The following is a 24,170-nucleotide window of genomic DNA, read 5'->3' as shown; positions in this document are numbered from 1 at the left end:
ACCAGGCGACGGCAGTCGAGCATGGCTCGACGCTATTTTTTCGTTGGCCCGCAGCTGTCGCAGCCACCACAGGCGCCAGCACCGCCGCTGGCCGGCGGCGCGACCTTCCGCCCCAGCGCCTGCAGCCAGGCAGCACGGTCCGGCTTCAGCAAAGCCAGCGCCAGCGCCCCGCGCAGCTTGCGCACGGTGCCGGGGAACTGCTTCTTCAGCACCACCCAGGCACTGACCAGCACGGCCACCGCGATGATCAGGTACTGGATCAGCAGGCCGGTATCCATCAGCCGCCTCCCAGCGCCTTGGTCACCTGGTAGGTGATCAGTGCGGCCACGTAAGCCGCGGCAAACAGGTAGAACGCGGCGAAGCCCATCTGCTTCCACGAGTTGGTCTCGCGCTTGATGGTGGCCAGCGTCGAGATGCACATCGGGGCGTAGATGTACCAGACCAGCAGCGACAACGCGGTGGCCAGCGACCAGCCATCGCTGATCAGCGGGGTCAGTGCCTGGCTGGCGGCATCGTCATCGGCCGCGGACAGCGCGTACACCGTGGCCAGAGAAGCCACCGCCACTTCACGCGCGGCCAGGCCCGGGATCAGCGCGATGCAGATCTGCCAGTTGAAGCCCAGCGGCGCAAAGAACACGGCCATCGCATGGCCGATCTGGCCGGCGTAGCTGTAGTCGATGGCCGGCATCGTGGCCCCCGCCGGAGCGGCCGGGAACGACAACAGCACCCACAGCAGGATGGTCAGCGCCAGGATGATGCCGCCGACGCGCTTGAGGAAGATCATGCCGCGCTCGTACAGGCCTACCGCCAGGTCGCGTACATGCGGCAGGCGGTACGAGGGCAGCTCCAGCATCAGCGGATGCTCGCTCTTGTCGCGGCGCCACTTCTTCATGATCCACGACATCGCCAGCGCGCTGAGGATGCCGGCCGCGTACAGGCCGAACAGCACCAGGCCCTGCTGGTTGAACACGCCCCACACCGTCTTCTGCGGGATGAACGCACCGATCAGCAGTGCGTACACCGGCAGGCGCGCCGAACAGGTCATCAGCGGCGCCACCAGGATCGTGGCCAGGCGGTCACGCGGGTCCTGGATGCTGCGCGTGGACATGATGCCCGGCACCGCACAGGCGAAGCTGGACAGCAGCGGGATGAACGAGCGGCCGGACAGGCCGGCGGCGGCCATCATGCGGTCGAGCAGGAACGCCGCACGCGGCAGGTAGCCGGATTCCTCCAGCACCAGGATGAAGAAGAACAGGATCAGGATCTGCGGCAGGAACACCACCACGCCACCGACACCGGCGATGATGCCGTCGGTCAGCAGGCTGGCCAGCGGCCCTTCCGGCAGCACGCTGCCGACGAAGGCGCCGAGCCAGGCGAAACCGGCCTCGATGCCGTCCATCAGCGGCGTGGCCCAGGCGTACACCGCCTGGAAGATCAGGAACATCACCACGGCCAGGCTGATCAGGCCGAACACCGGGTGCAGCAGCCAGCGGTCCAGCGCATCGTCGACCTTCGCGGTCCGCGCCGGCATGCGCACGGCCACCGACAGGATCTCGCGCACCTTGGCGTGGTAGTCGATGCCACCTTCCGGGCCCGGCACCGGCGCATCCAGGTGCGGCACCATCGCATCGAGGCGCTCGACCAGGGCCTTGGCGCCCTGCTTGCGCACCGCCACGGTCTCCACCACCGGCACGCCCAGCTCGCGCTCCAGCGCGGCCACGTCCACCTGGATGCCACGGCGCTGGGCGGCATCGACCATGTTCAGGGCCACCACCATCGGCTTGCCCAGCTCGCGCAGTTCCAGCGCGAAACGCAGGTGCAGGCGCAGGTTGGTGGCGTCGATCACGCACAGAAGCACGTCCGGTGCGGCTTCGCCCGGGTAGAAACCCCGGCACAGGTCGCGGGTGATCGCCTCGTCCAGGCTGGCCGGGTGCAGGCTGTAGGCGCCCGGCAGGTCCAGCACCGCGAATTCACGGCCGGACGGCGCACGCAGGCGGCCTTCCTTCCGTTCGACAGTGACGCCGGTGTAATTGGCAACCTTCTGCCGGCTGCCGGTCAGCTGGTTGAACAGTGCGGTCTTGCCGCTGTTGGGGTTGCCGACCAGCGCAACGCGCAGGGGGGCGGTAGTGGCAGTGGCGGTCATGCGCGTCGTTCCTGGCTGGCGGCGTCGACCACGACCCGCTTGGCTTCACTGATCCGCAGCGCGAAACGGGTGAACCCGACCTGCACCAGCAGCGGTTCGCCCCCCACCGGACCCTTGGCCACCAGGCGTACTTCCTCGCCCTTCACGAAACCCAGCTCGCGCAGGCGACGGGCGATGGCATCGTTGGCATGCAGGTCCTGCACGGACTCGACCACGGCCGAGGTGTGCAGCGGCAGTTCGGACAGCGTCATCTAGCGTGTTCTCTGCTGGATGTAAATGGTTCTCGATTCTAACATTCCCGCGTCGCGTCATGGCCCATGACCAATGGCCCGCTATGATCCATACAGGTATGGAGTGACCCTGGAATCCCATGAACGATGCTTTGCAGATCGAGCGCAGCGGCGCCGTCCTCACCCTCTGGCTGAACCGGCCGGAGCTGCACAACGCCTTTGACGCCGGGCTGATCGCCCGGCTGACCGCCGCACTGGAGGCCGCCGGCCACGATGCTTCGGTGCGCGCGGTGGTACTGGCCGGCCACGGCGCCTCCTTCTCGGCCGGTGCCGACATGCAGTGGATGCGCGGCATGGCTGCGGCCAGCGAGGCCGACAACCGCGAAGACTCACTGGCCCTGGCGCGGCTGATGCGCACCCTGGACGAGCTGCCCAAGCCGACCCTTGCCCGGGTCCACGGCGCGGCCTTCGGTGGCGGCGTCGGCCTGGTCGCCTGTTGCGACATTGCCATTGCCAGCACCTCGGCCCGTTTCGGCCTGACCGAAAGCCGCCTGGGCCTGCTGCCGGCGGTGATCTCGCCCTATGTGATCGAGGCCATCGGCCCGCGCCAGGCCCGTCGCTGGTTCGCCACCGGCGAGCACTTCGACGGCGAGACCGCGCTGCGCATCGGCCTGGTCCACCAGCTGGTCGAGCCCGAGCGCCTGGACGAGGCGGTGCAACGCCAGCTGGCATTGCTCGACAAGGCCGGTCCGATCGCCTCCTCCAGCGCCAAGCAGCTGGTGCGGCAGGTGCGTGACAGCCATGACCGTGACGCCCTGGATCGCGATAATGCCGCCCTGATCGCGCGCCTGCGGGTGTCCGCCGAGGGCCAGGAAGGCCTGGGCGCCTTCCTCGACAAGCGCGCCCCCCATTGGGTCACGGAAGCCTGAACATGCTCGATCATCTTGGTTTGACCAGCGCCGACCTGGCGCACAGCAAGTCCTTCTTCCTGCAGGCGCTGGCACCTCTGCAGATCGGCGTGGTGATGGAAGTCACCGCCGAACAGACCGGCGCCCATGACCACATCGGCTTCGGCAGCGACGGCAAGCCGTTCTTCTGGCTCGGCAATGGCGGTACCGCCAGCCACGGCGTGCACGTGGCCTTCGCCTGCGCCAGCCACGCCCAGGTGGACGCCTTCCATGCCGCCGCCCTCGCCGCCGGCGGCCGCGACAACGGTGCGCCGGGCCTGCGCCCGTGGTACCACCCCGACTACTACGGTGCCTTCGTGCTGGACCCGGATGGCAACAACATCGAGGCGGTCTGCCACCGCCCCGCCGCCGGGGTGACCGCATGAGCGACTACGTCCGCATCGTCGAGGTCGGCCCGCGTGACGGCCTGCAGAACGAAAAGCAGTCGGTCTCCACCGCCGACAAGATCGAACTGATCAACCGCCTGTCGGCCACCGGCCTGCGCAGCATCGAAGCGACCAGCTTCGTCAGCCCGAAGTGGATCCCGCAGCTGGCCGACGCCGCCGAGGTCTATGCCGGCATCCAGCGCCGGCCGGGCATCCACTACCCGGTACTGGTGCCGAACGAACAGGGCTACGACCGTGCCCGTGCGGTGGGCGTGGAGGAAGTGGCGGTGTTCACCGCCGCGTCCGAGGCGTTCAACCGCACCAACACCAATGCCGGCATCGACGAATCGCTGGCCCGCTTCGAGCCGATCCTGCGCCGTGCCGCCGCCGATGGCGTGCGCGTGCGCGGCTACGTCTCCACCGTGCTCGGCTGCCCCTACCAGGGCGACGTACCGCTGGCCGACGTGGTGCGGGTGGCGCGCGCCCTGCACCAGATGGGCTGTTACGAAATCTCGCTGGGCGACACCATCGGCGTCGGCACCCCGCGCAAGGCACGGGCGATGCTGCAGGCGGTGGCCGCCGAGATTCCGATGGCAGCACTGGCCGTGCACTTCCATGACACCTACGGCCAGGCCATCGCCAACATCGCCACCTGCCTGGAAGAAGGCGTGCGCGTAGTCGACAGTGCCGTCTCCGGCGCCGGTGGCTGCCCGTATGCGAAGGGCGCCAGCGGCAACGTCGCCAGCGAAGACGTGGTCTACCTGCTGCAGGGTCTGGGCCTGGACAGCGGCGTGGACCTGCCGGCACTGGCCGAGACCGGCCGCTGGTTGGCCGGCCTGCTCGGCCGCGCCACCGCCAGCCGCACCGGGCAGGCGCTGGCCGCCGCCGGTTGACCGCCGCGCTGCGCCGCCCCGCAAAGGCGGCGCAGTGCACAACAGCGACGGTCGCGGCTTCCGTTAGAATCGGCGGTTCTCGAACCTGCAGGACCGTTCAATGCAGCTGTCTTCCGTACGTGCCGTGATCACTGGCGGCGTCTCCGGCCTCGGCCTGGCCGTGGCCCAGCACCTCGTCGCCCAGGGCGGCAAGGTGGCCCTGTTCGACCTCAACGACGACAAGGGCGCTGCCGCCGTCGCCGGGCTGGGTGCCGACAAGGCCCGCTATTTCAACGTCAACGTCAGCGATGAGGCGGCCGTGGCTGCGGCCATCGACCAGGCCCACGACTTCCTCGGCGGCCTGAACGTGGCGATGAACTGCGCCGGCATCCTCGGCGCCGGCCGCGTGCTCGGCAAGGAAGGCCCAATGCCGCTGGCCGGCTTCCAGGGCACGGTGATGGTCAACCTGGTCGGCAGCTTCAACGTCGCCAAGGCCGCGGCCAACCGCATGCAGCACAACGAAGCCGGCACCGACGGTGAGCGCGGCGTGATCATCAACACCGCCAGCATCGCCGCCTATGAAGGCCAGATCGGCCAGGCCGCGTATGCCGCCAGCAAGGGCGGCGTGGTCTCGATGACGCTGCCGATGGCACGCGAACTGTCGCGCTTCGGCATCCGCGTCAATACCATCGCTCCGGGCGTGTTCTGGACGCCGATGGTCGACGGCATGCCTGAAGCCGTGCAGCAGTCGCTGGCCGCCTCCATCCCGTTCCCGTCGCGCCTGGGCAAGCCGGAAGACTTCGCCAGCCTGGTCGGCTTCATCCTCGGCAACACCTATCTCAACGGCGAGACCATCCGCCTGGACGGCGCTACCCGCCTCGCTCCGAAGTGATTCCCCCCGGGCGCCGGGACGGCGCCCTCCCCCAACGACCTAGATCATCATGAAAGCCAACGACATCAAGAAGGGCAACGTCGTCGAGTTCAACAACGGCGTGTACCAGATCCGCGACATCGAGCGCAGCTCGCCGCAGGGTCGCGGCGGCAACGTCCGCTTCCGCTTCATCATGTACAGCGTGCCGGGCGGCAACAAGCTCGATGCCAGCTTCGATGCCGACGACAACCTGGTCGAGGTCGAACTGCTGCGCCGCCAGTCCACGTATTCGTACAAGGACGGCGACGCCTTCGTCTTCCTCGATGATGAGGACTACACCCCCTACACCCTGGACGCGGACGTGATCGGCGACGACGCCGGCTACATCACCGACGGCCTGACCGGCATCTACGTGCAGGTCATCGACGAGCAGCCGGTGGCGATCCAGCTGCCGGCCTCGGTGGTGCTGGAAGTGATCGAGACGCCGCCGGAACTGAAGGGCGGCACCGCCACCAAGCGCCCGAAGCCGGCCAAGCTCAACACCGGCATCGAGATCATGGTGCCGGAGTACATCGTCAACGGCGAACGCGTGCTGGTGAACACCGCCACCGGCGAATTCGCTGGCCGTGCCGACTAAGCGCCTAGCGCTGATCGGCTGCCTGTCCCTGCTTGCGGCGTGTTCGCCGCAGGCAGCGGACAATGCTGCCGATGCTGCGCTGAAACCCGCGCCGGCCGAACCGGCGGTGACGACCGCACCGGCGGTGGAGGCACCGGCCGCCGTCGAGGCCACCGCCGAAGCCGAGCCCACTACCGACCTGCCCTCGGGCGGTGAAGCGCTGGACAAGGCACGTGCAGCCGCAGGCTGTCCGGTTCCGGAGGATGTGTATGACGTCGACGACGTGCGCATCTACTGCGCGATGCCGGCTGACGTGCAGGCCTTCCTTGCGCGCGAGAACACCTGCCAGCACTTTGCGGGTGAAGAACCCTACGACGACGAGCGTCGCCGCGAACTTGAAGAGGCCGGAGCGAAGTACTGCGAGGGCCGCGAAAAGATCTTCACCGATCTGGTTGCGCGTCATCGCGGTGACTGTGCGATCCGCGAAGCGCTGATCGGAATCAACGGTCGCTATGACCTGGACTTCGAGCTGGACCTGAAGCCCTGCGAGGGCTGACCCCTCGATGATGTAGAGCCGAGCATGAGCTCGGCTCTACGGATGGCTTACGGCTGCTTCGCGCCGAAATTGCCGCAGCCGTGGTACTGGCGGGTGCCGATGGTCAGATTCACCTTGGCCTCGAACGCCTCGCCACTCATATCGTCCTGGCAGGTAGTGCGCTGGAAGCTGAGCTTGACGTCGGTGCCATCAGACGCCTTGCCACTCCATCCGTCAGCACCTTCGGTGGGCTTGGCGACATCGAAACGACGCTCACCGTAATCCACTTCCACCTGCAGGCCCGGCGTGTCGCCGTCGACAACCGCAAGCCAGCCGGGTTCATTGCCGGTGGCACGGAACGCGGCATTGCCGGCACTGCCATCGCCTTCGGTGGCCTCCACTGCATGGCACTCGCGGTCGGCCTCGCCCTTCAGGCTCAGCAGGCCATCATCGCTACCCTTGGTCCAGAAGCTGTTGCCCTGGCCATCGCCATACTTGGCGCCGGACGCCGCCCGCTCGGAGGTCATGGCGAAGGTGCGTTCGCCGATCACCACCGCGGCGGCGTCTTCGCCATTGAAGGTCGCACGCACGCTCAGATCACCACACTGATAGGTGGTCTCGCTGCGACCCGCGGTGCTGGCACTTGGCTGCGGCATGGCAGGCGGAGTGTCATTGCCGCCCGCAGCGGGTGACTGGGCTGGCTGGCACGCGGCCAGCACCAACCCGAGGGAGGCTGCCAACAGACTGGGAACTACACGCATGGCTCGACTCCTTGTCGACGTTACAGAGTTGCTCGACCCTACCACCTGTCGGTGAGCGGGGCCTGAAAGCGGCCTGACCGTGCTCATCTGGCCAGCACCGCCATCGACAGCAGTTGTGCGCCGGCAGCGCCGGAACTGCAGGTCCACACCCGCAGCAGGCGCAGTTTCAGCTCGCGCTCCTGGCCCTGCCCTCGCACCGACAGGCGCACGTCGCTGGACAGCAATGCCAGGCGTCCGCACAGCAGCGTTTCCACCGCCTGCAGCTGCAGGCCCCGCACCTGAAGGTTGCCCGCCAGCCAATCACCCAGCCAGGGCAGATCCAGCATGCGGCCTCCGTTGCCATCCATCATGAACAGCGCAGGCGATACCAGCGCGGTCATAGCCGCGTGGTCATCCTCCAGCAACGCCTGGCACAGGCGCTGTTCCAGCGCCGCCAGCTGCACCTCATGCAGGTCTTCAATGATGTCCCGTTCCATCCACGGATCCTTCCGGCATCGGCCGGCGCCTGCGCAGGCGCTGCGCGATCCACTGCCGCGCGCCCTGCACCACTACATAGAAGACCGGCACGAAGAACACCGCCAGCACGGTCGCACTGACCATGCCGCCAAACACACCGGTTCCGATCGCCTGCTGGGTTTCCTTCGACGCGCCCTGCGCCAGCATCAGTGGCACCACGCCCAGCGCGAAGGCCAGCGAGGTCATCACGATCGGCCGCAGGCGCAGCCGCGCCGCCTCCAATGCCGCTTCCATAAGGCCGCGCCCCTGCTGCTGCAGCTGGCGCGCGAACTCGACGATGAGGATCGCGTTCTTCGCCGACAGCCCGATCACGGTGATCATGCCGACCTTGAAGAACACGTCGTTGGGCATGCCCCGCAACAGCACCGCAGCAACCGCACCGAGCAGGCCCAGCGGCACCACCAGCATCACCGCCAGCGGAATCGACCAGCTCTCGTACAGCGCCGCCAGTACCAGGAACACCACCAGCATCGACAGCAGCAACAGCCACGGCGCCTGCGCCCCCGATTCCCGCTCCTGCAGCGACTGGCTGGTCCACTGCAGGGCAAAACCGGACGGCAGCTTCTCCGCCAACCGTTCCATCTCCGCCATGGCCTGGCCGGTCGACACGCCGGAGGCCGGTGCGCCTGACAGGTTCAACGCCGGGAAGCCGAGATAGCGCTGCAGCTGCAGCGGTGCCTCGGTCCAGTGCGGCGTCACCAGTTCCGACAACGCCACCATGCCGCCGTCGCTGTTGCGCACGTACAGCTTCAGCACATCCTCCAGCTCCATCCGGTGGGGTGCATCGGCCTGCAGGATCACCTGCTGCAACCGGCCCTTGTTGGGGAAGTCGTTGACGTACTGCGAGCCCATTGCCGCCGACAGCGTGCTGCTGATCTGCTCGAACCCCACGCCCATCGCCTCGGCCTTGGCGCGGTTGATGTCCAGCCGCACGCTGGTACCTGCTGGCAGGCCATCGGCGTGCACCTCCGACAGCAACGGGCTGGCCTCGGCCAGCTTCAGCAGCTGCTGCAACGCCGCGCGCAGCTCTGCCTGGCTCTGCCCGGTGCGCGCCTGCAGCGCCAGCGAGAAGCCGGACGAGCGCCCCAGGCTGTCGATGGCCGGCGGCATCACGCTCATCACCTCACCCTCGGCAATCGTCGCCATCGCCTTCTGCGCGGCCTCCACTTCGCCGGCTGCGGTAGCGCCTGCACGCTCGCCCCAGTCCTTCAACATGGTGTAGGTCAGCGCCGCGCTCGGGCCGGAACCGGAGAAGCTGTAGCCGAGGATCGACTGGTTGGAGCCGATTCCCGGGCGTGAGGCCACATGCCGTTCGTAGGCTTCGACCACGGCCAGCGTACGTTCGGCGGTGGCTTCGGCCGGCAGCTGGATCGAGGTCATGAAATAGCCCTGGTCCTCTTCCGGCAGGAACGCGCCCGGCAGCCAGTGCAGGCCCAGCAGCAGCGCAACCACCAGCGCAGCGAACACGCCCATCACCCGCCCACTGCGCTGCAGCACCGAGGCCACGCCGCGCTGGTAGCGCCCGGTCATCTTCTCGAAGCCGCGATTGAAGGCGCCGAACAGCCCACCACGACCATGATGGCCATGGGTGCTCGGGCGCAGCAGGGTCGCGCACAGCGCCGGGGTCAAGCTCAATGCCAGCAGCGCCGAGAACAGGATCGACACGGCCATCGCCACGGTGAACTGGCGGTAGATCGCGCCCACCGAGCCGCTGGCGAATGCCATCGGAATGAAGACCGCAGTCAGCACCAGGGTGATGCCGATCACCGCACCGGTCAGCTCGCGCATCGCCTTGATGGTGGCCTCACGGGGTGGCAGGCCTTCCTCGGCCATGATCCGCTCCACGCCTTCGACCACCACGATCGCATCGTCAACGATGATGCCGATCGCCAGTACCATGCCGAACATGGTCAGCACGTTGATCGAAAAGCCCAGCGCCAGCATCACTGCAAAGGTGCCCAGCAGCGCAATCGGCGCGACCAGCGCCGGGATCAGCGTGTAACGCCAGTTCTGCAGGAACAGGTACATCACCGCGAACACCAGCAGCATCGCTTCCAGCAGGGTCTGCACCACCTTCTGGATCGAGATCTTCACGAAGGGCGCGGTGTCGAACGGAATGCTCGACTCCACGCCGCGCGGCAGCAGCGGCGCCAGCTCGGCCATGCGCTCGCGCACCGCCGACGCGGTGCGCACCGCGTTCGCGCCAGGACGCAGCTGCACGCCGGCGGCGGTGGCCGGATGGCCGTCCTCGCGGGTGCCCCAGGCATAGCTCTGCGCGCCCAGCTCGACGCGGGCGACATCGCCCAGCACCACCCGCGAGCCGTCGGCCCCGGCGCGCAGCACGATGGCAGCGAACTGCTCCGGCGTGGACAGCTGGCCATCGGCACTCAGCGGCACGGTGATGCGCTGGCCCGGCACGCCCGGCGAATCGCCGATGCGCCCCGGCGAAATCTCCAGGTTCTGCTGCTCGATGGCGGTGGCTACATCGCCCATGGTCAGGCCGTAGCCGGTCAACCGGGTCGGGTCCAGCCACACCCGCATCGCCTGTTCGGCACCGAACAGCTGCACGCGGCCGACGCCATCAATGCGGCGCAGCTCTTCGATGATGTTGCGCGCCATGAAGTCGCCCAGCGCGGCCTCGCTGACGCTGGCATCCGGCGAACGCAGGCCGACCAGCATCAGGAAACCGGAATCGGCGGCCTCCACGAACAGGCCGTTCTGGCGCACGCTGCGCGGCAGGCGCGGCTCGATCGCTTTGATCCGGTTCTGCACGTCCACCTGTGCCAGCTCCGGGTTGGTGCCGGGCTTGAAGGTGGCGGTGATCGAGGCTTCGCCGGAGGTGTCCACCGACGACTCGAAGTACAGCAGGTGCTTGACGCTGGACAGCTCTCGCTCGATCAGGCCGACCACCGCATCATTCAGCGTCTGCGGGCTGGCACCGGGGTAGCTGGCATAGATGCTGACGCTGGGTGGCGCCACCGCCGGATAGCGCTCCACGGCCAGCCGTGGGATCGCCAGTACGCCAGCCAGGATGATGAAGATCGCCAGCACCCAGGCGAACACCGGGCGATCGATGAAGAAACGTGCCATGTTGGATTTTCCTGGAGGGACCGGCCCGGAACAGGCTCAGCCCTTGCTGCCGGCCTGCACGGCACCGGCGCCTGCGACCGGCAGCTGCCAGTCGCGCGCATCGACCACCACACCTTCCTGCAGGCGTTCCTGGCCCTCGACCACTACTTTCTCGCCGGCCTTCAGGCCCGTGCGCACCAGCCACTGGCGATCGACACTACCGTCCACTTCCAGCGTGCGGATCACCGCCTTGCCGTCGGCGCCGATCACCCAGGCATAGGCCTGGCCGCCGGCGCTGCGCAGCACCGCCTGCTGTGGCACGGTCAATGCGCTGGCGGGCGCGCCACGTGGCACCCTCGCGCGCACATACATGCCGGGCAGCAGCTGCCGCTGTGGGTTGTCGACCAGGATGCGCAGGATCACATCGCCGGTGCGCGTGTCGACATTGATGCCGGAGAACAGCAGCTGGCCGCGCTCGGGCAGCGGCTTGCCAGCGGCACCGATGATCGTCACCGGCAGCTCGCCACCGCCAGCGCTGCGCTGCAGCGACTCGAGCTGCGCCGCTGGCTGGCGCACGTCGACGTAAACCTGATCGATCTGCTGCACCACTGCCATCGGCTCGGCATCGGCAACACCGACCAGTGCGCCCTCGGTCACCAGCGCCTGATCGATGCGGCCGGCAATCGGTGCACTGACCGTCGCGTAACGCAGATCGAGCTGGCGACGGGACAGGATCGCGCGCGCCTCGTTCACCGCAGCGCGTGCCTGTTCGTACTCGGCACTGGCATCGTCGCGGTGCTGCTGGCTGACCGCCTGCGCGGCGGCCAGCGCATGCAGGCGCTGCGACTGCACGCGACTGCGGCCCAGCGCGGCCTCACTGCGCTGCAGGGCAGCCAGTGCCGAATCCACGTCGGCGCGGAACGCCGCCGGATCGATCTGGAACAGGGCCTGGCCGGCGCTCACTTCCGCGCCCTGGTCAAACAGGCGGCGCTGCACGATGCCGCCCACCTGGGCACGGATCTGCGCGGTGCGCACGGCGGCCACGCGGCCGGGCAGTTCGTCATCGCGCTGTACCACCTGCGGGCCGACGGTGACCACGCTGACACGCGGTGTGGCTTCGGGCGTGGCTTCGGGGGTGGAGCAGGCCGTCATGGCCAGGGCGAGGGCCGCGATCAACGCGACCGGAGTCCTGAAGGTTCTCATTGCTGTGCACAATGCCGCGCAGGCGGCTGATAGGTTCTGAAGGGTGCAGTCTGCGGGGCGATGATGGGGTTTCGATGGAGGAACTGTGGAGATACGATGGAGGCAAGCACCTTAAGGCCCCGCCCCTGCATGCATGCCTCCCCTGCCCTCGCCGCCCTCGTCCTGATCGTCGAGGATGAGGCCGAGATCGCCGATATTCTTACCGCCTACCTGGAACGCGAAGGACTGCGCACCCTGCGCGCCGCCGATGGACACAGTGCACTGGACCTGCACCGCAGCGCCCGCCCCGACCTGGTCCTGCTCGACGTGCAGCTGCCGCGACTGGATGGCTGGAGTGTGCTGACACAGCTGCGCCAGCGCGGCGAAACGCCGGTGATCATGCTGACCGCGCTGGACCAGGACCTGGACAAGCTGACCGCGCTGCGCATGGGCGCGGACGACTATGTGGTCAAGCCATTCAATCCGGCCGAAGTTGCCGCGCGCGTGCGTGCGGTACTGCGGCGTACGCTGCGTGCCTCACGCGTGGACGCGCCGACGGCGCTGCGCGCTGGCCCGTTGCTGATCGACTCGGCCACCCACGCCGTGCACGTCGAAGGCGAAGGCTACAGCCATGAAGTACTGCTCACTCTCACCGAGTTCAAGCTGCTGCACTGCATGGCGCTGGCGCCGACACGCATCTTCAGCCGCAGCGAACTGATGCACGAATGCCTGCCGGAAAGCGAGGCGCTGGAGCGCACCGTCGACAGCCATGTAAGCAAGCTTCGCCGCAAGCTGGACGAAGTCGGCATGGTCAACGTACCGGCCAGCGTGCGGGGTGTAGGCTACCGGCTGATGGCCGACCGCTGATGGGCCGCCTGCGCCGATCCGGGCTCAGCCGGCACATCATCGTCTCGATGTCGTTGATGGTGATCGGCGTGATCGTGATGATGATCCTGTCGTCATGGTTGCTGTATGCGGTGCTGGTCGAGTTTTTCCCCGGCAGCACCGAGGAACCGGAAGGCTGGCTGCCGACCGGGCCGGAGCTGGCGTGGATGGTCGGAGTGATCCTGACCGGCCTGGCGCTGGCCATCGCCGCCTCGTTCCGTCTCGCCCATCGCATCCTGTCACCCTTGAATTCACTGGTGGACAGCGTGCGCGCGCTCGCTGGCGGCGACCTGGGGGCACGTGCCAGCGTCGAAGAGAATTCGCCGGGCGAGGTGGCGACCCTGGTCGAGGACTTCAATGCAATGGCGCGCCGCCTGCAGCACATGGAGAGCGAGCGCGCGATGTGGCATGCGGCCATCGCCCATGAACTGCGGACCCCGGTGACGATCCTGCGTGGTCGCCTGCAAGGCCTGGCCGAGGGTGTGTTCCAGCCCGACCAGTCACAGTTCCGCAGCCTGCTCGCGCAGGTCGAGGGCTTGTCGCGACTGATCGAGGATCTGCGCGTACTCAGCCTGTCCGACAATGCGCGGCTGGACGTGCGCCGCGCACGCACCGACGTGGTCGCCGAGGTGCACTCGGTGATGACCCTGGTCGACCCGCAGTTCCGTGCCGCCGGCTTCGTGCTGGAGCTGGAAACCAGCCGCGAGGAACACAACGCGCACTGCGACCCGACCCGCCTGCGCCAGGCGCTGCTGGCACTGCTGGAGAACGCGCGACGCTACGCCAGCCCGGGCAAGGTGAGGATTGCCGTGCATGACACGCCGGGACACGTGCAGGTGGCAATCGAAGACGAAGGTCCGGGCATCGACCCGGAACTCCACACCGACATCTTCACTCCGTTCATGCGCGCCGATGGCTCGCGCTCCCGCCAGGGCGGCGGCAGCGGGCTGGGCCTGGCGGTGGTCAAGGCCATCGCTGATGCGCATGGTGGCCGCGTCTACTGCACGCCCGGCAATGCCGGCGGCAGCCGCTTCGTCATCGAGCTTCCGCGCCAGTAACCGGTGGCGCAGCCTGTTCGCGCAGATGCGAGCCGAGCCTGGCGAGATTGGCATCGATCGCGTCCATTTCCTCGCGCTGCGGCACCGGCAGCGTCTGGCGCAGCTGCACGCGCAATGCCCGCCATGCAGGAACTGCCTGCGCACTGGCGGTGGCCACTGCCCCGGCCAGTGCCGCCTGCTCATCGGCCAACGGCAGTCCATAGCCGCCATCCCGCAGCAACGTGCCGGGGCGCAGCCACTGCCCGCTCTGTTCCAGCAGCCCGTGCAGATTCCGGGATTCGTTGCTGCCCGGTGCGGCCAGCAGCTGCCGCTTCAGCACGTCACGCGCGCGCAGTTCGGCGCGGCGTTGCGCGGCCTGCTCCAGCAGCAGCAGGCCGGCGCTGGCACGCAGGTCGCCCTGCAGCAACCAGGGCGCTCGCTGATGCGCGGGCAGCTTCAGCCAGCCGCGCACGTCGCGCACCGGCAGGTCCAGCTGCGAAGCCGCCACATCGAACAACTGCTGGTAGTGGTCGCGTGCCGAGGCGAAGTAGTAACCCTGCGCCTGCGCTGCATTGCGGTCCGTCAGCACCTGCTCGTCCAGTACATGCAGCCGGGACAGCCGACGCTTCAATCCGCGCGGACTCAGCTGGGCCAGCCCGGCCTCGCCCAGGCGCGGCACACCCGCCTGCAACAGCTTCGCGGTTTCCACCGCGCAGTTGTTGCTGACAAAGTAATAGCGCCCGTCATAGCTCCAGTGCACCTGTGCAGTGCGCTCGAGCAGGCTGGCGATCTCGCCGGGCGACAACTGCAACGGCAGCGACTGCAGCCCACGCAGTTCCACCTTGGTGTACTCGTCCACCACCTGCTGCAGCGGCAACACGAACAGCCGCGAAGGATAACCCCCGGTCAGCCCGCGCCAGTTGGAGATCTGCACGTCACCGACGAACGCGCGGAACGACAGCACGCGGTGGTACTCCAGGTCCAGGCGGCAGTCCGGCCCCGGAGCGCGGCCGGGCCGGCAGATCACCAGCCGCAACATGCTGTGGCCCCAGCGGCTCATCGGCTGCGCGCTGCCTTCGGCGAACAGGTAGTCCACCGCGTAGACACGGGAGGGATCGAGCTGCAGCAATGACGCGGCGCCCTCTTCCGCATCGGCCTGCAGCAACGGCAGCGCGGTGAAGCAATGGGATTGCGGCAGCGACGGAGGTGATCCGAAATGCGCCAGGTACCACTGCGCCAGCGCCGGGCGACGGCAGGCAAACTCGGCATCGAGCACGAAGTGCTCGGCGTTCACGGCCAGATGCTCGGCCGGGTCCTTCAGTTCATAGGTGTCCGGACTACGGTCACGGAAGTCGTTGTGACCACGGCCCAGATGCCAGGGCTTGCGCTGCCATCCGGCCAGATCACGCCAGCGCGCACTGCGCGACCAGTTCGCGCCGCCACGGTCTGCAACATGGGTCAGCTCATGCACCAGGGCGCTGCGCCGCGCGCGGCGGGCGCCGGGCACGGCGTCATCCAGCAACTCCCGACGCAGGTCGATGTGCCCGGCGAAAGCGCGGCCGTGTACATCTGCCGGCAGGTCATCGCTCCAGCGCACCTGGACCTGTGCCGGCAATGCAGCCAGCAGGCCATCCGGCAGCAGCGCCCTCACGTCGGCCAGGGTCTGGCTGGCGAGCTGCTGCTGTGCCGGATCGAGACCTGAGGGATCGAGCTCCAGGCGATCAGCTGCATGCGCGACGTGAGCGGCCAGCAGTAGAGCCACGCCATGCGCGGCTGCTGTAACCGCCCATCTGCGCCTGGCGCTCAGCCGAGCATGGCTCGGCGCTACAGAAAGCGATGACGCGGAGGTCATGCCGCCTGGATCAACGCGCCAGCAGCGCGCGGGCCAGTTCCAGATCGCTCTGCTGCTGTGCGGCGGTGCTCTGCTCGCGCAGGTGGACCAGCGCGGCCTGCAGGCGCGCGCCCCGGATCTGGCCGTCGCTGGCAACGAAAGCAGCGGCATCATCACGTGCAGCCTGCACCACCTTGTCATCGCCCGAACTGCTGGCCGAAGAGCCCGACGATGCACCGGTGGCGGAGCCGGCCGAGGTGCCGGCGAAGCTGGAAGCGAAGCCGGCCAGCGGCAGGGACAGCAGGGCGAGCAGCAGAAGCGGACGGGTCATCGGTGCGAAGCCGGTTGTGAAGGTGCGTGGAGCGTAACGGGTACGTGAAGGATTTTGCCCACTCAGAGGTCGAAGAGCTTGCCGGGATTCAGCCGCGCTTGGGGATCGAACGCGCGTTTGACCGCCTTCATCAGGGCAATCTCGGCCGGGCCACGGGTGCTGTCCAGGTAGCCCTTCTTGACCAGGCCGATGCCGTGCTCGGCCGAAATGCTGCCGTCGAAGCGGGCCAGCACCTGCGCCAGCAGCTTGGTCACATGTTCGCACTGCGCCACGAATTCGGCGTCGCCGGTGTCGTCGGGCTTGAGCACGTTGATGTGCAGGTTGCCGTCGCCGATATGGCCGAACCAGACCACGTCGAAGTGCGGGTAGGCCTGCCCGATCAGCGCCTGGGTCTCGGCCAGGAACGCCGGCATCGCCGAGATCCGCACCGACACGTCGTTCTTGTAGGGCTTGTAGCGCGCCAACGATTCGGTGATGCCTTCGCGCAGGCGCCACAGCTGGGCGGCCTGGGCGTCGCTGGCACTGATCACGCCGTCGCTGACCCAGCCGTTGCCCATGCAGTCCTCGAAGGCGGCCATCGCCGCCGCTTCCTGCGCCTCGTCATTGGCCGCGAATTCGGTCACCACGTAGTACGGGTGCACCTCATCGAACGGCGCCTGCGCGCCGTGCGCCAGCACATGCTCCAGTGCCCGGTCGGTGAAGAACTCGAAGGCCTGCAGCTGCAGGCGCGCGCGGAACGCGGCGAATACCTGCATCAGCACCTCGAAGCTGGGCAGCGCCAGCAGCATCACGTTGCTTGCAGGCGGCGGGTCGGTCAGCTTCACCGTCGCCTCGACGATAACGCCGAGGGTGCCTTCCGAAGCGATCAGCAGCTGGCGGAAGTCGTAGCCGCTGGAGTTCTTGATCAGACCCTTGTTGAGCTCGAGCAGTTCGCCACTGGCGGTGACCACCTTCAGCCCTGCGATCCACTCGCGGGTGTTGCCGTAGCGGATCACGCGGATGCCACCCGCATTGGTGGCGATGTTGCCGCCGATCGTGCAGGAACCACGCGCGGCGAAATCCACCGGGTAGATCAGGCCGTGGTCCAGTGCGGCATTGTGGACGGCTTCCAGCGGCATGCCGGCCTGCACCACCAGCGTGCGATCGACCGCATCGTAGGCCAGTGCCTTGTTCATCCGCTCCAGGCTGAGTACCAGTTCGCCGTTGGCGGCCACCGCGCCACCGGACAGGCCGGTGCGACCGCCGGACGGCACCACGGCCACGCCCTCGCCTGCGCTCCAGCGCATCACCGCCTGCACTTCCTCGACCGTGGCCGGCAGTGCGATCGCCAGCGGCGCCGGCGTCCAGCGCCGGGTCCAGTCGCGCCCGTAGTGCTCCAGGTCGGCCGGATCGGTCTTCAGCTTCAGGCCGGGACAGGCCAGCTGCAGCGAGGCAATGCGGGAATCGGTCATGGCGGTCCAGCGCGGGGCGTGAAGAACGGGCAAGCGTGCCAGCGGCACGCGCCAGCGTCCAGCCCCGCAGTCGTGCAGATAGCTACGGATGCAACCAATTGCGCACTGCACCATTGGCGGCACGATCTGGCATAGTGGTTGGCCCCTGTCCCACTGGCCGTGTTGCCCCATGTCGCCGAAGAAGACCTCGTTCCCGAAGCAGGATATCCGCGTGCTGTTGCTGGAGGGGGTCAGCCAGACCGCCGTGGAGGTGTTCAGCGCCGCCGGCTACAGCCAGATCGAAGCGCACACCAAGGCGCTGCCCGAGGACGAACTGAAGGCGCGCATCGCCGAGGCGCACATCGTCGGCATCCGTTCACGCACCCAGCTCAGCGCTGAGGTACTGGCCGAGGCCAAGCGCCTGATCGCGGTGGGCTGTTTCTGCATCGGCACCAACCAGGTCGATCTGGATGCGGCCGAACTGGCCGGCATCCCGGTGTTCAACGCACCCTATTCCAACACCCGCAGCGTGGCCGAGCTGGTGATCGCCGAAGCGATCATGCTGACCCGCGGCATCCCCCAGAAGAACGCCGAGTGCCATCGCGGCGGCTGGTCGAAGTCGGCCAGCGGCAGCCATGAGGTGCGCGGCAAGACCCTGGGCATCATCGGTTACGGCCACATCGGTACACAGGTCGGCGTGCTGGCCGAATCGCTGGGCATGCAGGTGATCTTCCACGACGTGGAAACCAAGCTGGCGCTGGGCAATGCCCGTGCAGCAGCCAGTCTGGACGACCTGCTGGCACGCGCCGACATCGTCACCCTGCACGTGCCTGAAACCCCGTCCACGCAATGGATGATCGGCAGCACCGAGCTGGCGAAGATGCGCAAGGGCGCGCACCTGATCAACGCCGCGCGCGGCACCGTGGTCGACATCGATGCGCTGGACGCGGCCCTGGCCAGCGGCCACGTCGGCGGCGCCGCGCTGGACGTGTTCCCGGTCGAGCCGAAGGGCAACGGCGATATCTTCGAATCGCCGCTGACCCGCCACGACAACGTGATCCTGACCCCCCACGTGGGCGGCAGCACGCTGGAGGCGCAGGACAACATCGGTGTGGAAGTGGCGGCCAAGCTGGTGCGCTACAGCGACAACGGCAGCACCCTGTCGGCGGTCAACTTCCCCGAGGTGACGCTGCCCGAGCACGCCGACAGCCTGCGCCTGCTCCACATCCACCAGAACGTGCCGGGCGTGCTGTCCAAGGTCAACGAGATCTTCTCGCGCCACAACGTCAACATCGACGGCCAGTTCCTGCGCACCGACCCGAAGGTGGGCTACGTGGTGATCGACATCACCGCCAGCGAGGAACAGGCCGCCGCCGTGCGCGACGAGCTGGCCGCGATTCCGGGCACGCTGCGTACGCGCATTCTGTACTAGCTGAAAAAGGGGACGGAGGGGATTAAGTCGTTTATGCATTAACGACTTAATCCCCTCCGTCCCCTTTTTTCAACGTGCCAGCCAGCGGCGCGCCATGCGCTGCATGGACTCGTCCGATTCCGGGTCTGCGGCAACCTCGGCCACCGGCCGCCAGGCCAGGTCAAGTGACTCCTCGCTGAGCACGAAGGCCTCACCACCCAGCGCCCGGATCACGAAACGCACGTCGTAGTGCCAGTGCCCCGGCACGTCCTTGCGCTCCGGAATCCAATGCTTGTCCAGATCGAAGATGGCCGGGTCTTCCAGCACCAGGCCGCTCAGGCCGGACTCCTCCTCGGCTTCCTTCAGCGCCACCTGGGCCAGGTCGCGGTCGCCGTCGGCGTGGCCGCCCAGCTGCAGCCAGCGCTGCAGCTTGCGGTGGTGGGTCAGCAGCAGGCGCTGGCCGTCGGCACTGACCAGCCAGCAGCTGGCGGTGAAGTGGCCGGCCAGCCGTTCGCGCCGGAACGGATCTTCCGGATCGTCCAGCAATGTGCCGAATTCGGCAGCCAGTGCGTCGTGGGCGGGCTCCCGGCGGGCATAGTCCCGCAGCAGGCCACGCAGGCGATCGTCAAGCACGGCAAGGGTTTCGGCGGTCTGGCTCATGAATGGGCGGCGTTTGGAAAAATACTGCTCATTATCGCCGTTCATTGTTGCGATTGCGCTTGTGCGTTGGCTTCAGCTTTGGCTAAGGTACAGCGGGCCGTTCGCGCGGCCTTCACCATTCCAGGGTTGCCGGCAACGTATCGGCGGCCCACCCAATCCGATCACTAGGAAGTACTGCATGCTGAAAGCTCTGTTGAGGGTCAAGCCGGTTGAACCGGCCGGGCACGTCGATGCCGGCGAACCCATCGAAGGCAGCCTGGACGGCGAAGCCACGTTGAAACGGACCCTCACGGCTAAACACCTCATCCTGCTTGGCGTGGGTGCGGTGATCGGCGCTGGTATCTTCGTGCTGACCGGCCAGGCCGCAGCCAACCACGCCGGCCCGGCAGTGATGCTGTCGTTCGTCATCGCCGGTTTCGCCTGCGCCCTGGCGGGCCTGTGCTACGCCGAGTTCGCGGCGATGATGCCGGTCTCCGGCAGTGCCTACTCCTATTCCTACGCCACCCTCGGCGAGGGCATGGCCTGGTTCATCGGCTGGTGCCTGGTGCTGGAGTACCTGTTCGCCTCGGCCTCGGTCGCGGTGGGCTGGTCGGCGTACCTGATCAGCTTCATCACCACCACCCTGCACATGCCGTTCCCGGATGCCTTGAGCGCGGCCCCGATCGCCTGGACCGGCAGCGAGTTCGTCGCCTCGGGCAAGCTGTTCAACCTGCCGGCGGTGCTGATCGTGGCGGCGGTGTCCGGCCTGCTGTACGTGGGCGTGACCCAGTCGGCCTTCGTCAACGCGATCATCGTGGCGATCAAGGTCACCGTCATCTGCCTGTTCATCGGCATCGGCGCGGCCCACATCGACCCGGCCAACTGGCAGCCGTTCATCCCGGAAAACACCGGCGTGCCGGGTGAGTTCGGCTGGAGCGGCGTGTTCCGCGCGGCCACCATCGTGTTCTTCGCCTACATCGGCTTCGATGCGGTCTCCACCGCCGCCGGCGAAACCAAGGACCCGCAGCGCAACATGCCGATCGGCCTGCTTGGCTCGCTGGCCGTGTGCACCATCGTCTACATCATCGTCTGCGCGGTGCTGACCGGCATGATGCCGTACCACCTGCTGGGCACCGACAAGCCGGTGGCCACCGCGCTGGAACCCTACCCGACCCTGTCCTGGCTGAAGACCCTGGTCGAGATCGGCGCCATCGCCGGCCTGTCCTCGGTGGTGCTGGTGATGATGATGGGCCAGACCCGCATCGCCTACACCATCTCCCGCGACGGCCTGCTGCCGAAGTTCTTCGGCAAGGTCCACGCCCGCTTCCGCACCCCGTACGTCGCCACCATCGTGGTCGGCGTGATCGCTGCCGCACTGGCCGGCCTGGTGCCGCTGAACGTGCTGGGCGAACTGGTCTCGATGGGCACCCTGCTGGCCTTCGCCACGGTCTGCATCGGCGTGCTGGTGCTGCGCTATACCAAGCCGGAGATCCACCGCCCGTTCCGCGTGCCGGCGGTGTGGATCATCTGCCCGCTCGGGGCAGCCACCTGCCTGTTCCTGTTCTGGCAGGCGTTCGTGGTCCACTGGCATCTGTTTGTTGGCTGGACGCTGCTCGGCCTGCTGATCTACCTGGGCTACGGCATCCGCAACAGCAAGCTGGCCAAGTCGCCCTGATCCGCCTACGGGCCGGCCTCGCGCCGGCCCGTCCGTTTTCCCCGCGCGCCGCCCGTGGCGCGCTTCGACAAGACCACCACACATGTTCAAGCAACTGTGGGCCACCAAGCACCCGCATGCCGCCCATGAAGACGCCAACGGCCTGAGCCTGCGCCGCCACCTCGGCCCATGGGGGCTCACCGCCCTCGGTATCGGCGCCGTGATCGGCGGCGGCATCTTCGTCATCACCGGCCAGGCCGCCGCCAACCACGCCGGCCCGGCGATCATGCTGTCCTTCGTGCTGGCCGCCATCTGCTGCGCCTTCTGCGCGCTGGCCTACGCCGAGTTCGCGTCGATGGTGCCGGTCTCCGGCAGCGCCTACACCTACACCTACGCCACCTTCGGCGAACTGTCGGCCTGGTTCATCGGCTGGATGCTGGTGCTCGAATACGGCGTCTCCGCCTCGGCGGTCGCAGTCAGCTGGACCGGCTACTTCCTCAGCCTGCTCAGCCAGTTCGACATCCATCTACCGGCAGCACTGGTCAGTGCCCCGCTGGATGCACAGCTGCGCCCCACCGGCGCGATCGCCAACCTGCCCGCCGCGGCCCTGGTGCTGCTGCTGACCTGGCTGTGCTACGTCGGCATCAGCAAGTCCTCAGCGATGAACATGGCGATGGTCGTGCTCAAGACCGGCCTGATCGTGCTGGTCATCGTGGTCGGCTGGAAGTACGTGGACACCAGCAACTGGACCCCGTTCATCCCGGCCAACGAAGGCCCCGGCAAGTACGGCATGGAGGGCGTGCTGCGCGGCGCGGCGATGGTGTTCTTCGCCTACATCGGTTTCGAGGCGGTATCGGTGGCGGCGCAGGAATCGAAGAACCCGCAGCGCGACATGCCGTTCGGCATGATGCTGTCGCTGGTGATCTGCACCGTGCTGTACATCGCGATGGCGGCAGTGATGACCGGGCTGGTGCCGTTCCAGCTGCTGGGCACCGACGAGCCGGTGGTGACTGCCGTGGCGGCCCACCCACAGCTGGGCTGGCTGCGCTGGGTGGTCGAGGTCGGCGCGCTGGTCGGCCTGTCCTCGGTGGTGCTGGTGATGATCATCGGCCAGCCGCGCATCTTCATGATCATGGGCCGCGACGGCCTGCTGCCGCCGGTGTTCACCAAGATCCATCCGAAGTACCGCACCCCGCACATCAACACGGTGATCACCGGCATCGGCATCGCGCTGCTGGCGGCACTGTTCCCGCTGGACATCCTCGGCGAGCTGACCTCGATGGGCACGCTGATCGCGTTCGCCGCCGTGTGTGCCGGCGTGCTGATCCTGCGCCGTACCCAGCCGGACCTGCCGCGGCCGTTCCGCATGCCGATGGCGTGGCTGATCTGCAGCCTGGGCGTGTTGAGCTGCCTGGCGCTGCTGTCGGCGATGACGATGCACAACTGGATGCTGATGGGCGTGTGGACCTTCGTCGGCTTCGTGATCTATTTCTGCTACGGCTTCAGGCACAGCCGCCTGCGGGGGAAGTAAGGGGTTCTGCATTGCAGGGCCTGCGGCCCTGCACCCGCCGAAGCCGGAGCAACTTCCAGAGCAACAGCTGGGTTGAGGATTTGGCGGGGAGGCATGGGTTAGCGGGGGACGCCGTGAATCCATCCCTGGAGGCTTGGCCGCGGCTTGCTCGCGTGCGCTGTCCTGCGCACACGGCAAGACCGGGGTTGGGCCTCCTGCCCGACCCGCCCGAGGCATGCCTCGGGCCCATGCCGCGGACACCCCCGCCAACCCATGCCTCCCCACCCCTGACACGTTCCCGGCACGTCCGGTAGATCCACGCCATGCGTGGATGATGGTCATTCCCAGCGACCAAGGCGCCCGACGATGATCATCTGCGGCCAAACCAGATGGTCTTCTGTATCCAACCGGCGCCGCCCATGCACCCCATGAAGTACTCATGGTTACCGTTGGCGTTGACGTCCACGGTGTAGCGCTCGGTCTTTGGCATCAGCATCTTCTTGTATTTGCCATCCACGTCGCATGTCTCGCCTTCCTTGCAGACCGTCAGCACCTCGATCTCCTCGGTGCGCTCGACAACGTCCATCTTCTCCGGCCACTTCTCGTTGGCCTCTGCCCTGCAGCGCCACCGCGACTCATCCAGCGGACCGGTGTGCGCACCACGGCGGTGGCGGTGGCTCTGGTTCATGTCCAGGACACCGCCCTCGATTTCCGGCCGCTGGGCGCGACTGTGCTTTCCATTCACGTCGTGCGTGTTCTTGTCCTGCTCCCTGCACGTCTCCAGCCTCTACACCTGATCGGTTCGCAGGGCCACGTCATTCTCCGCTGACCACTGTTCCCTCGCCGCCGCTGAGCAGTAATCGGTCGAGCAGCCGTAGTCCGTTGCGCCGGCCTCGGCTAGCGGCGATTGAACCAGATGAGCTGCTGCTGCCAGCCGGCACCGGCCATGCAGGCATTGAATTCGCTGCTGCGGTCGGACGCATTGACGTCCACGATGTAACTCTCCTCTTTCGGCATGGGTACCATGTTGTACTTGCCGTCAATGGCGCAGACTTCATCAAGCCTGCAGGGCACCTTGCGGTCCTCGTAGACGGTGCGCGTGGCCACTTCATTCCTGACCGGCCAGTGATCGTCTGCCCGTGCCCTGCAACTCGCGTGAGCGGGGCCGAATGAACGCGCACCTGCATCCATCTTCACCCATTCCATCGTGCAGCCACTGCTGGCCAGCATGATGCCGATCACCCCCATCATCCCCATCGCGCGCGTGATCATCGAAGTACTCCTTTCCCTGGCGCTCGCCGGAACTCCTGCGGC

General features: G+C 67.4%; 24 protein-coding genes. 11 read left to right on the top strand and 13 right to left on the bottom strand.

Annotated elements, in window-relative coordinates; translation table 11 throughout:
• Positions 1-32: 32 nt before the first annotated feature.
• The 3 genes from AC5P57_RS06465 to AC5P57_RS06455 are packed head-to-tail and all read right to left on the bottom strand — an operon-like array spanning position 33 to position 2,394.
• Complete coding sequence (locus tag AC5P57_RS06465) at positions 33-278, bottom strand: DUF6587 family protein (protein ID WP_142805880.1); 246 nt, start codon at positions 276-278, stop codon at positions 33-35.
• Positions 278-2,143, bottom strand: coding sequence for a ferrous iron transporter B (gene feoB, locus AC5P57_RS06460; RefSeq protein WP_099551666.1), 1,866 nt, complete (start codon positions 2,141-2,143; stop codon positions 278-280). Before feoB ends, AC5P57_RS06465 begins: the two co-directional genes overlap by 1 nt.
• A complete protein-coding gene (locus AC5P57_RS06455; RefSeq protein ID WP_005409473.1) occupies positions 2,140-2,394 on the bottom strand; it encodes a FeoA family protein in 255 nt (84 codons plus the stop codon). The genes feoB and AC5P57_RS06455 overlap by 4 nt, the downstream gene beginning before the upstream one ends.
• Before the next feature lie 119 nt (positions 2,395-2,513).
• Between AC5P57_RS06455 and AC5P57_RS06450 the strand changes: the two genes are divergently transcribed.
• The 6 genes from AC5P57_RS06450 (at position 2,514) to AC5P57_RS06425 (ending at position 6,621) form a co-directional block, all read left to right on the top strand.
• Positions 2,514-3,302: an enoyl-CoA hydratase/isomerase family protein gene (locus AC5P57_RS06450; RefSeq protein ID WP_099551665.1), complete on the top strand. Its 789-nt coding sequence runs from the start codon at positions 2,514-2,516 to the stop codon at positions 3,300-3,302.
• 2 nt (positions 3,303-3,304) lie between these two features.
• A complete protein-coding gene (locus AC5P57_RS06445; protein ID WP_262235744.1) occupies positions 3,305-3,706 on the top strand; it encodes a VOC family protein in 402 nt (133 codons plus the stop codon).
• A complete protein-coding gene (locus AC5P57_RS06440) occupies positions 3,703-4,599 on the top strand; it encodes a hydroxymethylglutaryl-CoA lyase (protein ID WP_126929138.1) in 897 nt (298 codons plus the stop codon). Before AC5P57_RS06445 ends, AC5P57_RS06440 begins: the two co-directional genes overlap by 4 nt.
• Positions 4,600-4,699: 100 nt before the next feature.
• Entirely contained in the window at positions 4,700-5,470 is a 771-nt protein-coding gene (locus tag AC5P57_RS06435) for an SDR family oxidoreductase (RefSeq protein WP_043399005.1), read from the top strand.
• A gap of 49 nt (positions 5,471-5,519) precedes the next feature.
• Positions 5,520-6,086, top strand: a complete 567-nt coding sequence (gene yeiP, locus AC5P57_RS06430; protein ID WP_006363947.1) for an elongation factor P-like protein YeiP — start codon at positions 5,520-5,522, stop codon at positions 6,084-6,086.
• Positions 6,076-6,621, top strand: coding sequence for a hypothetical protein (locus tag AC5P57_RS06425; RefSeq protein ID WP_099551661.1), 546 nt, complete (start codon positions 6,076-6,078; stop codon positions 6,619-6,621). Before yeiP ends, AC5P57_RS06425 begins: the two co-directional genes overlap by 11 nt.
• Positions 6,622-6,668: 47 nt before the next feature.
• Here AC5P57_RS06425 and AC5P57_RS06420 read toward each other — a convergent pair whose 3' ends face one another.
• From AC5P57_RS06420 to AC5P57_RS06405, 4 genes are all read right to left on the bottom strand, one after another.
• Complete coding sequence (locus tag AC5P57_RS06420; RefSeq protein ID WP_262235742.1) at positions 6,669-7,361, bottom strand: COG3650 family protein; 693 nt, start codon at positions 7,359-7,361, stop codon at positions 6,669-6,671.
• A gap of 83 nt (positions 7,362-7,444) precedes the next feature.
• Positions 7,445-7,837, bottom strand: coding sequence for a nuclear transport factor 2 family protein (locus AC5P57_RS06415; RefSeq protein WP_262235741.1), 393 nt, complete (start codon positions 7,835-7,837; stop codon positions 7,445-7,447).
• Complete coding sequence (locus tag AC5P57_RS06410) at positions 7,818-10,967, bottom strand: multidrug efflux RND transporter permease subunit (protein ID WP_447385556.1); 3,150 nt, start codon at positions 10,965-10,967, stop codon at positions 7,818-7,820. Before AC5P57_RS06410 ends, AC5P57_RS06415 begins: the two co-directional genes overlap by 20 nt.
• Positions 10,968-11,003: 36 nt before the next feature.
• Entirely contained in the window at positions 11,004-12,149 is a 1,146-nt protein-coding gene (locus tag AC5P57_RS06405; protein ID WP_262235738.1) for an efflux RND transporter periplasmic adaptor subunit, read from the bottom strand.
• A 129-nt stretch (positions 12,150-12,278) separates the two neighbouring features.
• Here AC5P57_RS06405 and AC5P57_RS06400 point away from each other — a divergent pair, with 129 nt between their 5' ends.
• On the top strand, positions 12,279-12,995 hold the full coding sequence (locus AC5P57_RS06400) for a response regulator (RefSeq protein WP_185959206.1): 717 nt from the start codon (positions 12,279-12,281) through the stop codon (positions 12,993-12,995).
• Positions 12,995-14,071, top strand: coding sequence for an ATP-binding protein (locus AC5P57_RS06395; protein WP_099551656.1), 1,077 nt, complete (start codon positions 12,995-12,997; stop codon positions 14,069-14,071). Before AC5P57_RS06400 ends, AC5P57_RS06395 begins: the two co-directional genes overlap by 1 nt.
• Here the strand turns inward: AC5P57_RS06395 and AC5P57_RS06390 are convergent.
• The 3 genes from AC5P57_RS06390 to AC5P57_RS06380 all read right to left on the bottom strand — a co-directional run bounded on the left by AC5P57_RS06390 (position 14,049) and on the right by AC5P57_RS06380 (position 17,663).
• Positions 14,049-15,902: an Lnb N-terminal periplasmic domain-containing protein gene (locus AC5P57_RS06390; RefSeq protein ID WP_430542873.1), complete on the bottom strand. Its 1,854-nt coding sequence runs from the start codon at positions 15,900-15,902 to the stop codon at positions 14,049-14,051. The genes AC5P57_RS06395 and AC5P57_RS06390 overlap by 23 nt on opposite strands.
• Positions 15,903-15,912: 10 nt before the next feature.
• On the bottom strand, positions 15,913-16,212 hold the full coding sequence (locus tag AC5P57_RS06385) for a DUF2388 domain-containing protein (protein WP_111113400.1): 300 nt from the start codon (positions 16,210-16,212) through the stop codon (positions 15,913-15,915).
• Positions 16,213-16,274: 62 nt separating this feature from the next.
• Complete coding sequence (locus AC5P57_RS06380; RefSeq protein ID WP_099551653.1) at positions 16,275-17,663, bottom strand: FAD-binding oxidoreductase; 1,389 nt, start codon at positions 17,661-17,663, stop codon at positions 16,275-16,277.
• A 169-nt stretch (positions 17,664-17,832) separates the two neighbouring features.
• Here AC5P57_RS06380 and serA point away from each other — a divergent pair, with 169 nt between their 5' ends.
• On the top strand, positions 17,833-19,074 hold the full coding sequence (gene serA / locus AC5P57_RS06375; RefSeq protein WP_014037034.1) for a phosphoglycerate dehydrogenase: 1,242 nt from the start codon (positions 17,833-17,835) through the stop codon (positions 19,072-19,074).
• A 69-nt stretch (positions 19,075-19,143) separates the two neighbouring features.
• On the opposite strand, the gene AC5P57_RS06370 is transcribed toward serA, so the two are convergent.
• Positions 19,144-19,758: an NUDIX hydrolase gene (locus AC5P57_RS06370; protein ID WP_262235733.1), complete on the bottom strand. Its 615-nt coding sequence runs from the start codon at positions 19,756-19,758 to the stop codon at positions 19,144-19,146.
• Positions 19,759-19,891: 133 nt separating this feature from the next.
• On the opposite strand from AC5P57_RS06370, the gene AC5P57_RS06365 reads away from it, so the two are divergent.
• Positions 19,892-21,367, top strand: coding sequence for an amino acid permease (locus tag AC5P57_RS06365; protein ID WP_262235730.1), 1,476 nt, complete (start codon positions 19,892-19,894; stop codon positions 21,365-21,367).
• Between the two features lie 82 nt (positions 21,368-21,449).
• Positions 21,450-22,877, top strand: a complete 1,428-nt coding sequence (locus AC5P57_RS06360; protein WP_032128776.1) for an amino acid permease — start codon at positions 21,450-21,452, stop codon at positions 22,875-22,877.
• 349 nt (positions 22,878-23,226) lie between these two features.
• Here AC5P57_RS06360 and AC5P57_RS06355 read toward each other — a convergent pair whose 3' ends face one another.
• Both AC5P57_RS06355 and AC5P57_RS06350 read right to left on the bottom strand, forming a co-directional pair.
• Complete coding sequence (locus AC5P57_RS06355) at positions 23,227-23,544, bottom strand: hypothetical protein (protein WP_199157860.1); 318 nt, start codon at positions 23,542-23,544, stop codon at positions 23,227-23,229.
• Between the two features lie 209 nt (positions 23,545-23,753).
• Positions 23,754-24,128 carry a hypothetical protein gene (locus tag AC5P57_RS06350; RefSeq protein ID WP_099551650.1) on the bottom strand — a complete coding sequence of 125 codons (375 nt, stop codon included), beginning with the start codon at positions 24,126-24,128 and terminating at the stop codon, positions 23,754-23,756.
• Positions 24,129-24,170: the final 42 nt, after the last annotated feature.

The organism is Stenotrophomonas sp. YJH_SMC_79 (assembly GCF_059367995.1).
This window is presented reverse-complemented; position numbering and strand designations above follow the sequence as displayed.

Bases quoted from the DNA above. Each gene is read 5' to 3' on its own strand.
- AC5P57_RS06400 (WP_185959206.1), top strand. From the start codon at position 12,279: ATGCATGCCTCCCCTGCCCTCGCCGCCCTCGTCCTGATCGTCGAGGAT.
- feoB (WP_099551666.1), bottom strand. From the start codon at position 2,143: ATGACCGCCACTGCCACTACCGCCCCCCTGCGCGTTGCGCTGGTCGGC.
- AC5P57_RS06440 (WP_126929138.1), top strand. From the start codon at position 3,703: ATGAGCGACTACGTCCGCATCGTCGAGGTCGGCCCGCGTGACGGCCTG.
- AC5P57_RS06405 (WP_262235738.1), bottom strand. From the start codon at position 12,149: ATGAGAACCTTCAGGACTCCGGTCGCGTTGATCGCGGCCCTCGCCCTG.
- AC5P57_RS06435 (WP_043399005.1), top strand. From the start codon at position 4,700: ATGCAGCTGTCTTCCGTACGTGCCGTGATCACTGGCGGCGTCTCCGGC.
- AC5P57_RS06380 (WP_099551653.1), bottom strand. From the start codon at position 17,663: ATGACCGATTCCCGCATTGCCTCGCTGCAGCTGGCCTGTCCCGGCCTG.
- AC5P57_RS06465 (WP_142805880.1), bottom strand. From the start codon at position 278: ATGGATACCGGCCTGCTGATCCAGTACCTGATCATCGCGGTGGCCGTG.
- AC5P57_RS06450 (WP_099551665.1), top strand. From the start codon at position 2,514: ATGAACGATGCTTTGCAGATCGAGCGCAGCGGCGCCGTCCTCACCCTC.
- AC5P57_RS06365 (WP_262235730.1), top strand. From the start codon at position 19,892: ATGCTGAAAGCTCTGTTGAGGGTCAAGCCGGTTGAACCGGCCGGGCAC.
- AC5P57_RS06390 (WP_430542873.1), bottom strand. From the start codon at position 15,902: ATGACCTCCGCGTCATCGCTTTCTGTAGCGCCGAGCCATGCTCGGCTG.
- AC5P57_RS06355 (WP_199157860.1), bottom strand. From the start codon at position 23,544: ATGAACCAGAGCCACCGCCACCGCCGTGGTGCGCACACCGGTCCGCTG.
- AC5P57_RS06395 (WP_099551656.1), top strand. From the start codon at position 12,995: ATGGGCCGCCTGCGCCGATCCGGGCTCAGCCGGCACATCATCGTCTCG.
- AC5P57_RS06410 (WP_447385556.1), bottom strand. From the start codon at position 10,967: ATGGCACGTTTCTTCATCGATCGCCCGGTGTTCGCCTGGGTGCTGGCG.
- AC5P57_RS06445 (WP_262235744.1), top strand. From the start codon at position 3,305: ATGCTCGATCATCTTGGTTTGACCAGCGCCGACCTGGCGCACAGCAAG.
- yeiP (WP_006363947.1), top strand. From the start codon at position 5,520: ATGAAAGCCAACGACATCAAGAAGGGCAACGTCGTCGAGTTCAACAAC.
- AC5P57_RS06455 (WP_005409473.1), bottom strand. From the start codon at position 2,394: ATGACGCTGTCCGAACTGCCGCTGCACACCTCGGCCGTGGTCGAGTCC.
- AC5P57_RS06350 (WP_099551650.1), bottom strand. From the start codon at position 24,128: ATGATCACGCGCGCGATGGGGATGATGGGGGTGATCGGCATCATGCTG.
- AC5P57_RS06360 (WP_032128776.1), top strand. From the start codon at position 21,450: ATGTTCAAGCAACTGTGGGCCACCAAGCACCCGCATGCCGCCCATGAA.
- AC5P57_RS06420 (WP_262235742.1), bottom strand. From the start codon at position 7,361: ATGCGTGTAGTTCCCAGTCTGTTGGCAGCCTCCCTCGGGTTGGTGCTG.
- AC5P57_RS06385 (WP_111113400.1), bottom strand. From the start codon at position 16,212: ATGACCCGTCCGCTTCTGCTGCTCGCCCTGCTGTCCCTGCCGCTGGCC.
- AC5P57_RS06370 (WP_262235733.1), bottom strand. From the start codon at position 19,758: ATGAACGGCGATAATGAGCAGTATTTTTCCAAACGCCGCCCATTCATG.
- AC5P57_RS06415 (WP_262235741.1), bottom strand. From the start codon at position 7,837: ATGGAACGGGACATCATTGAAGACCTGCATGAGGTGCAGCTGGCGGCG.
- serA (WP_014037034.1), top strand. From the start codon at position 17,833: ATGTCGCCGAAGAAGACCTCGTTCCCGAAGCAGGATATCCGCGTGCTG.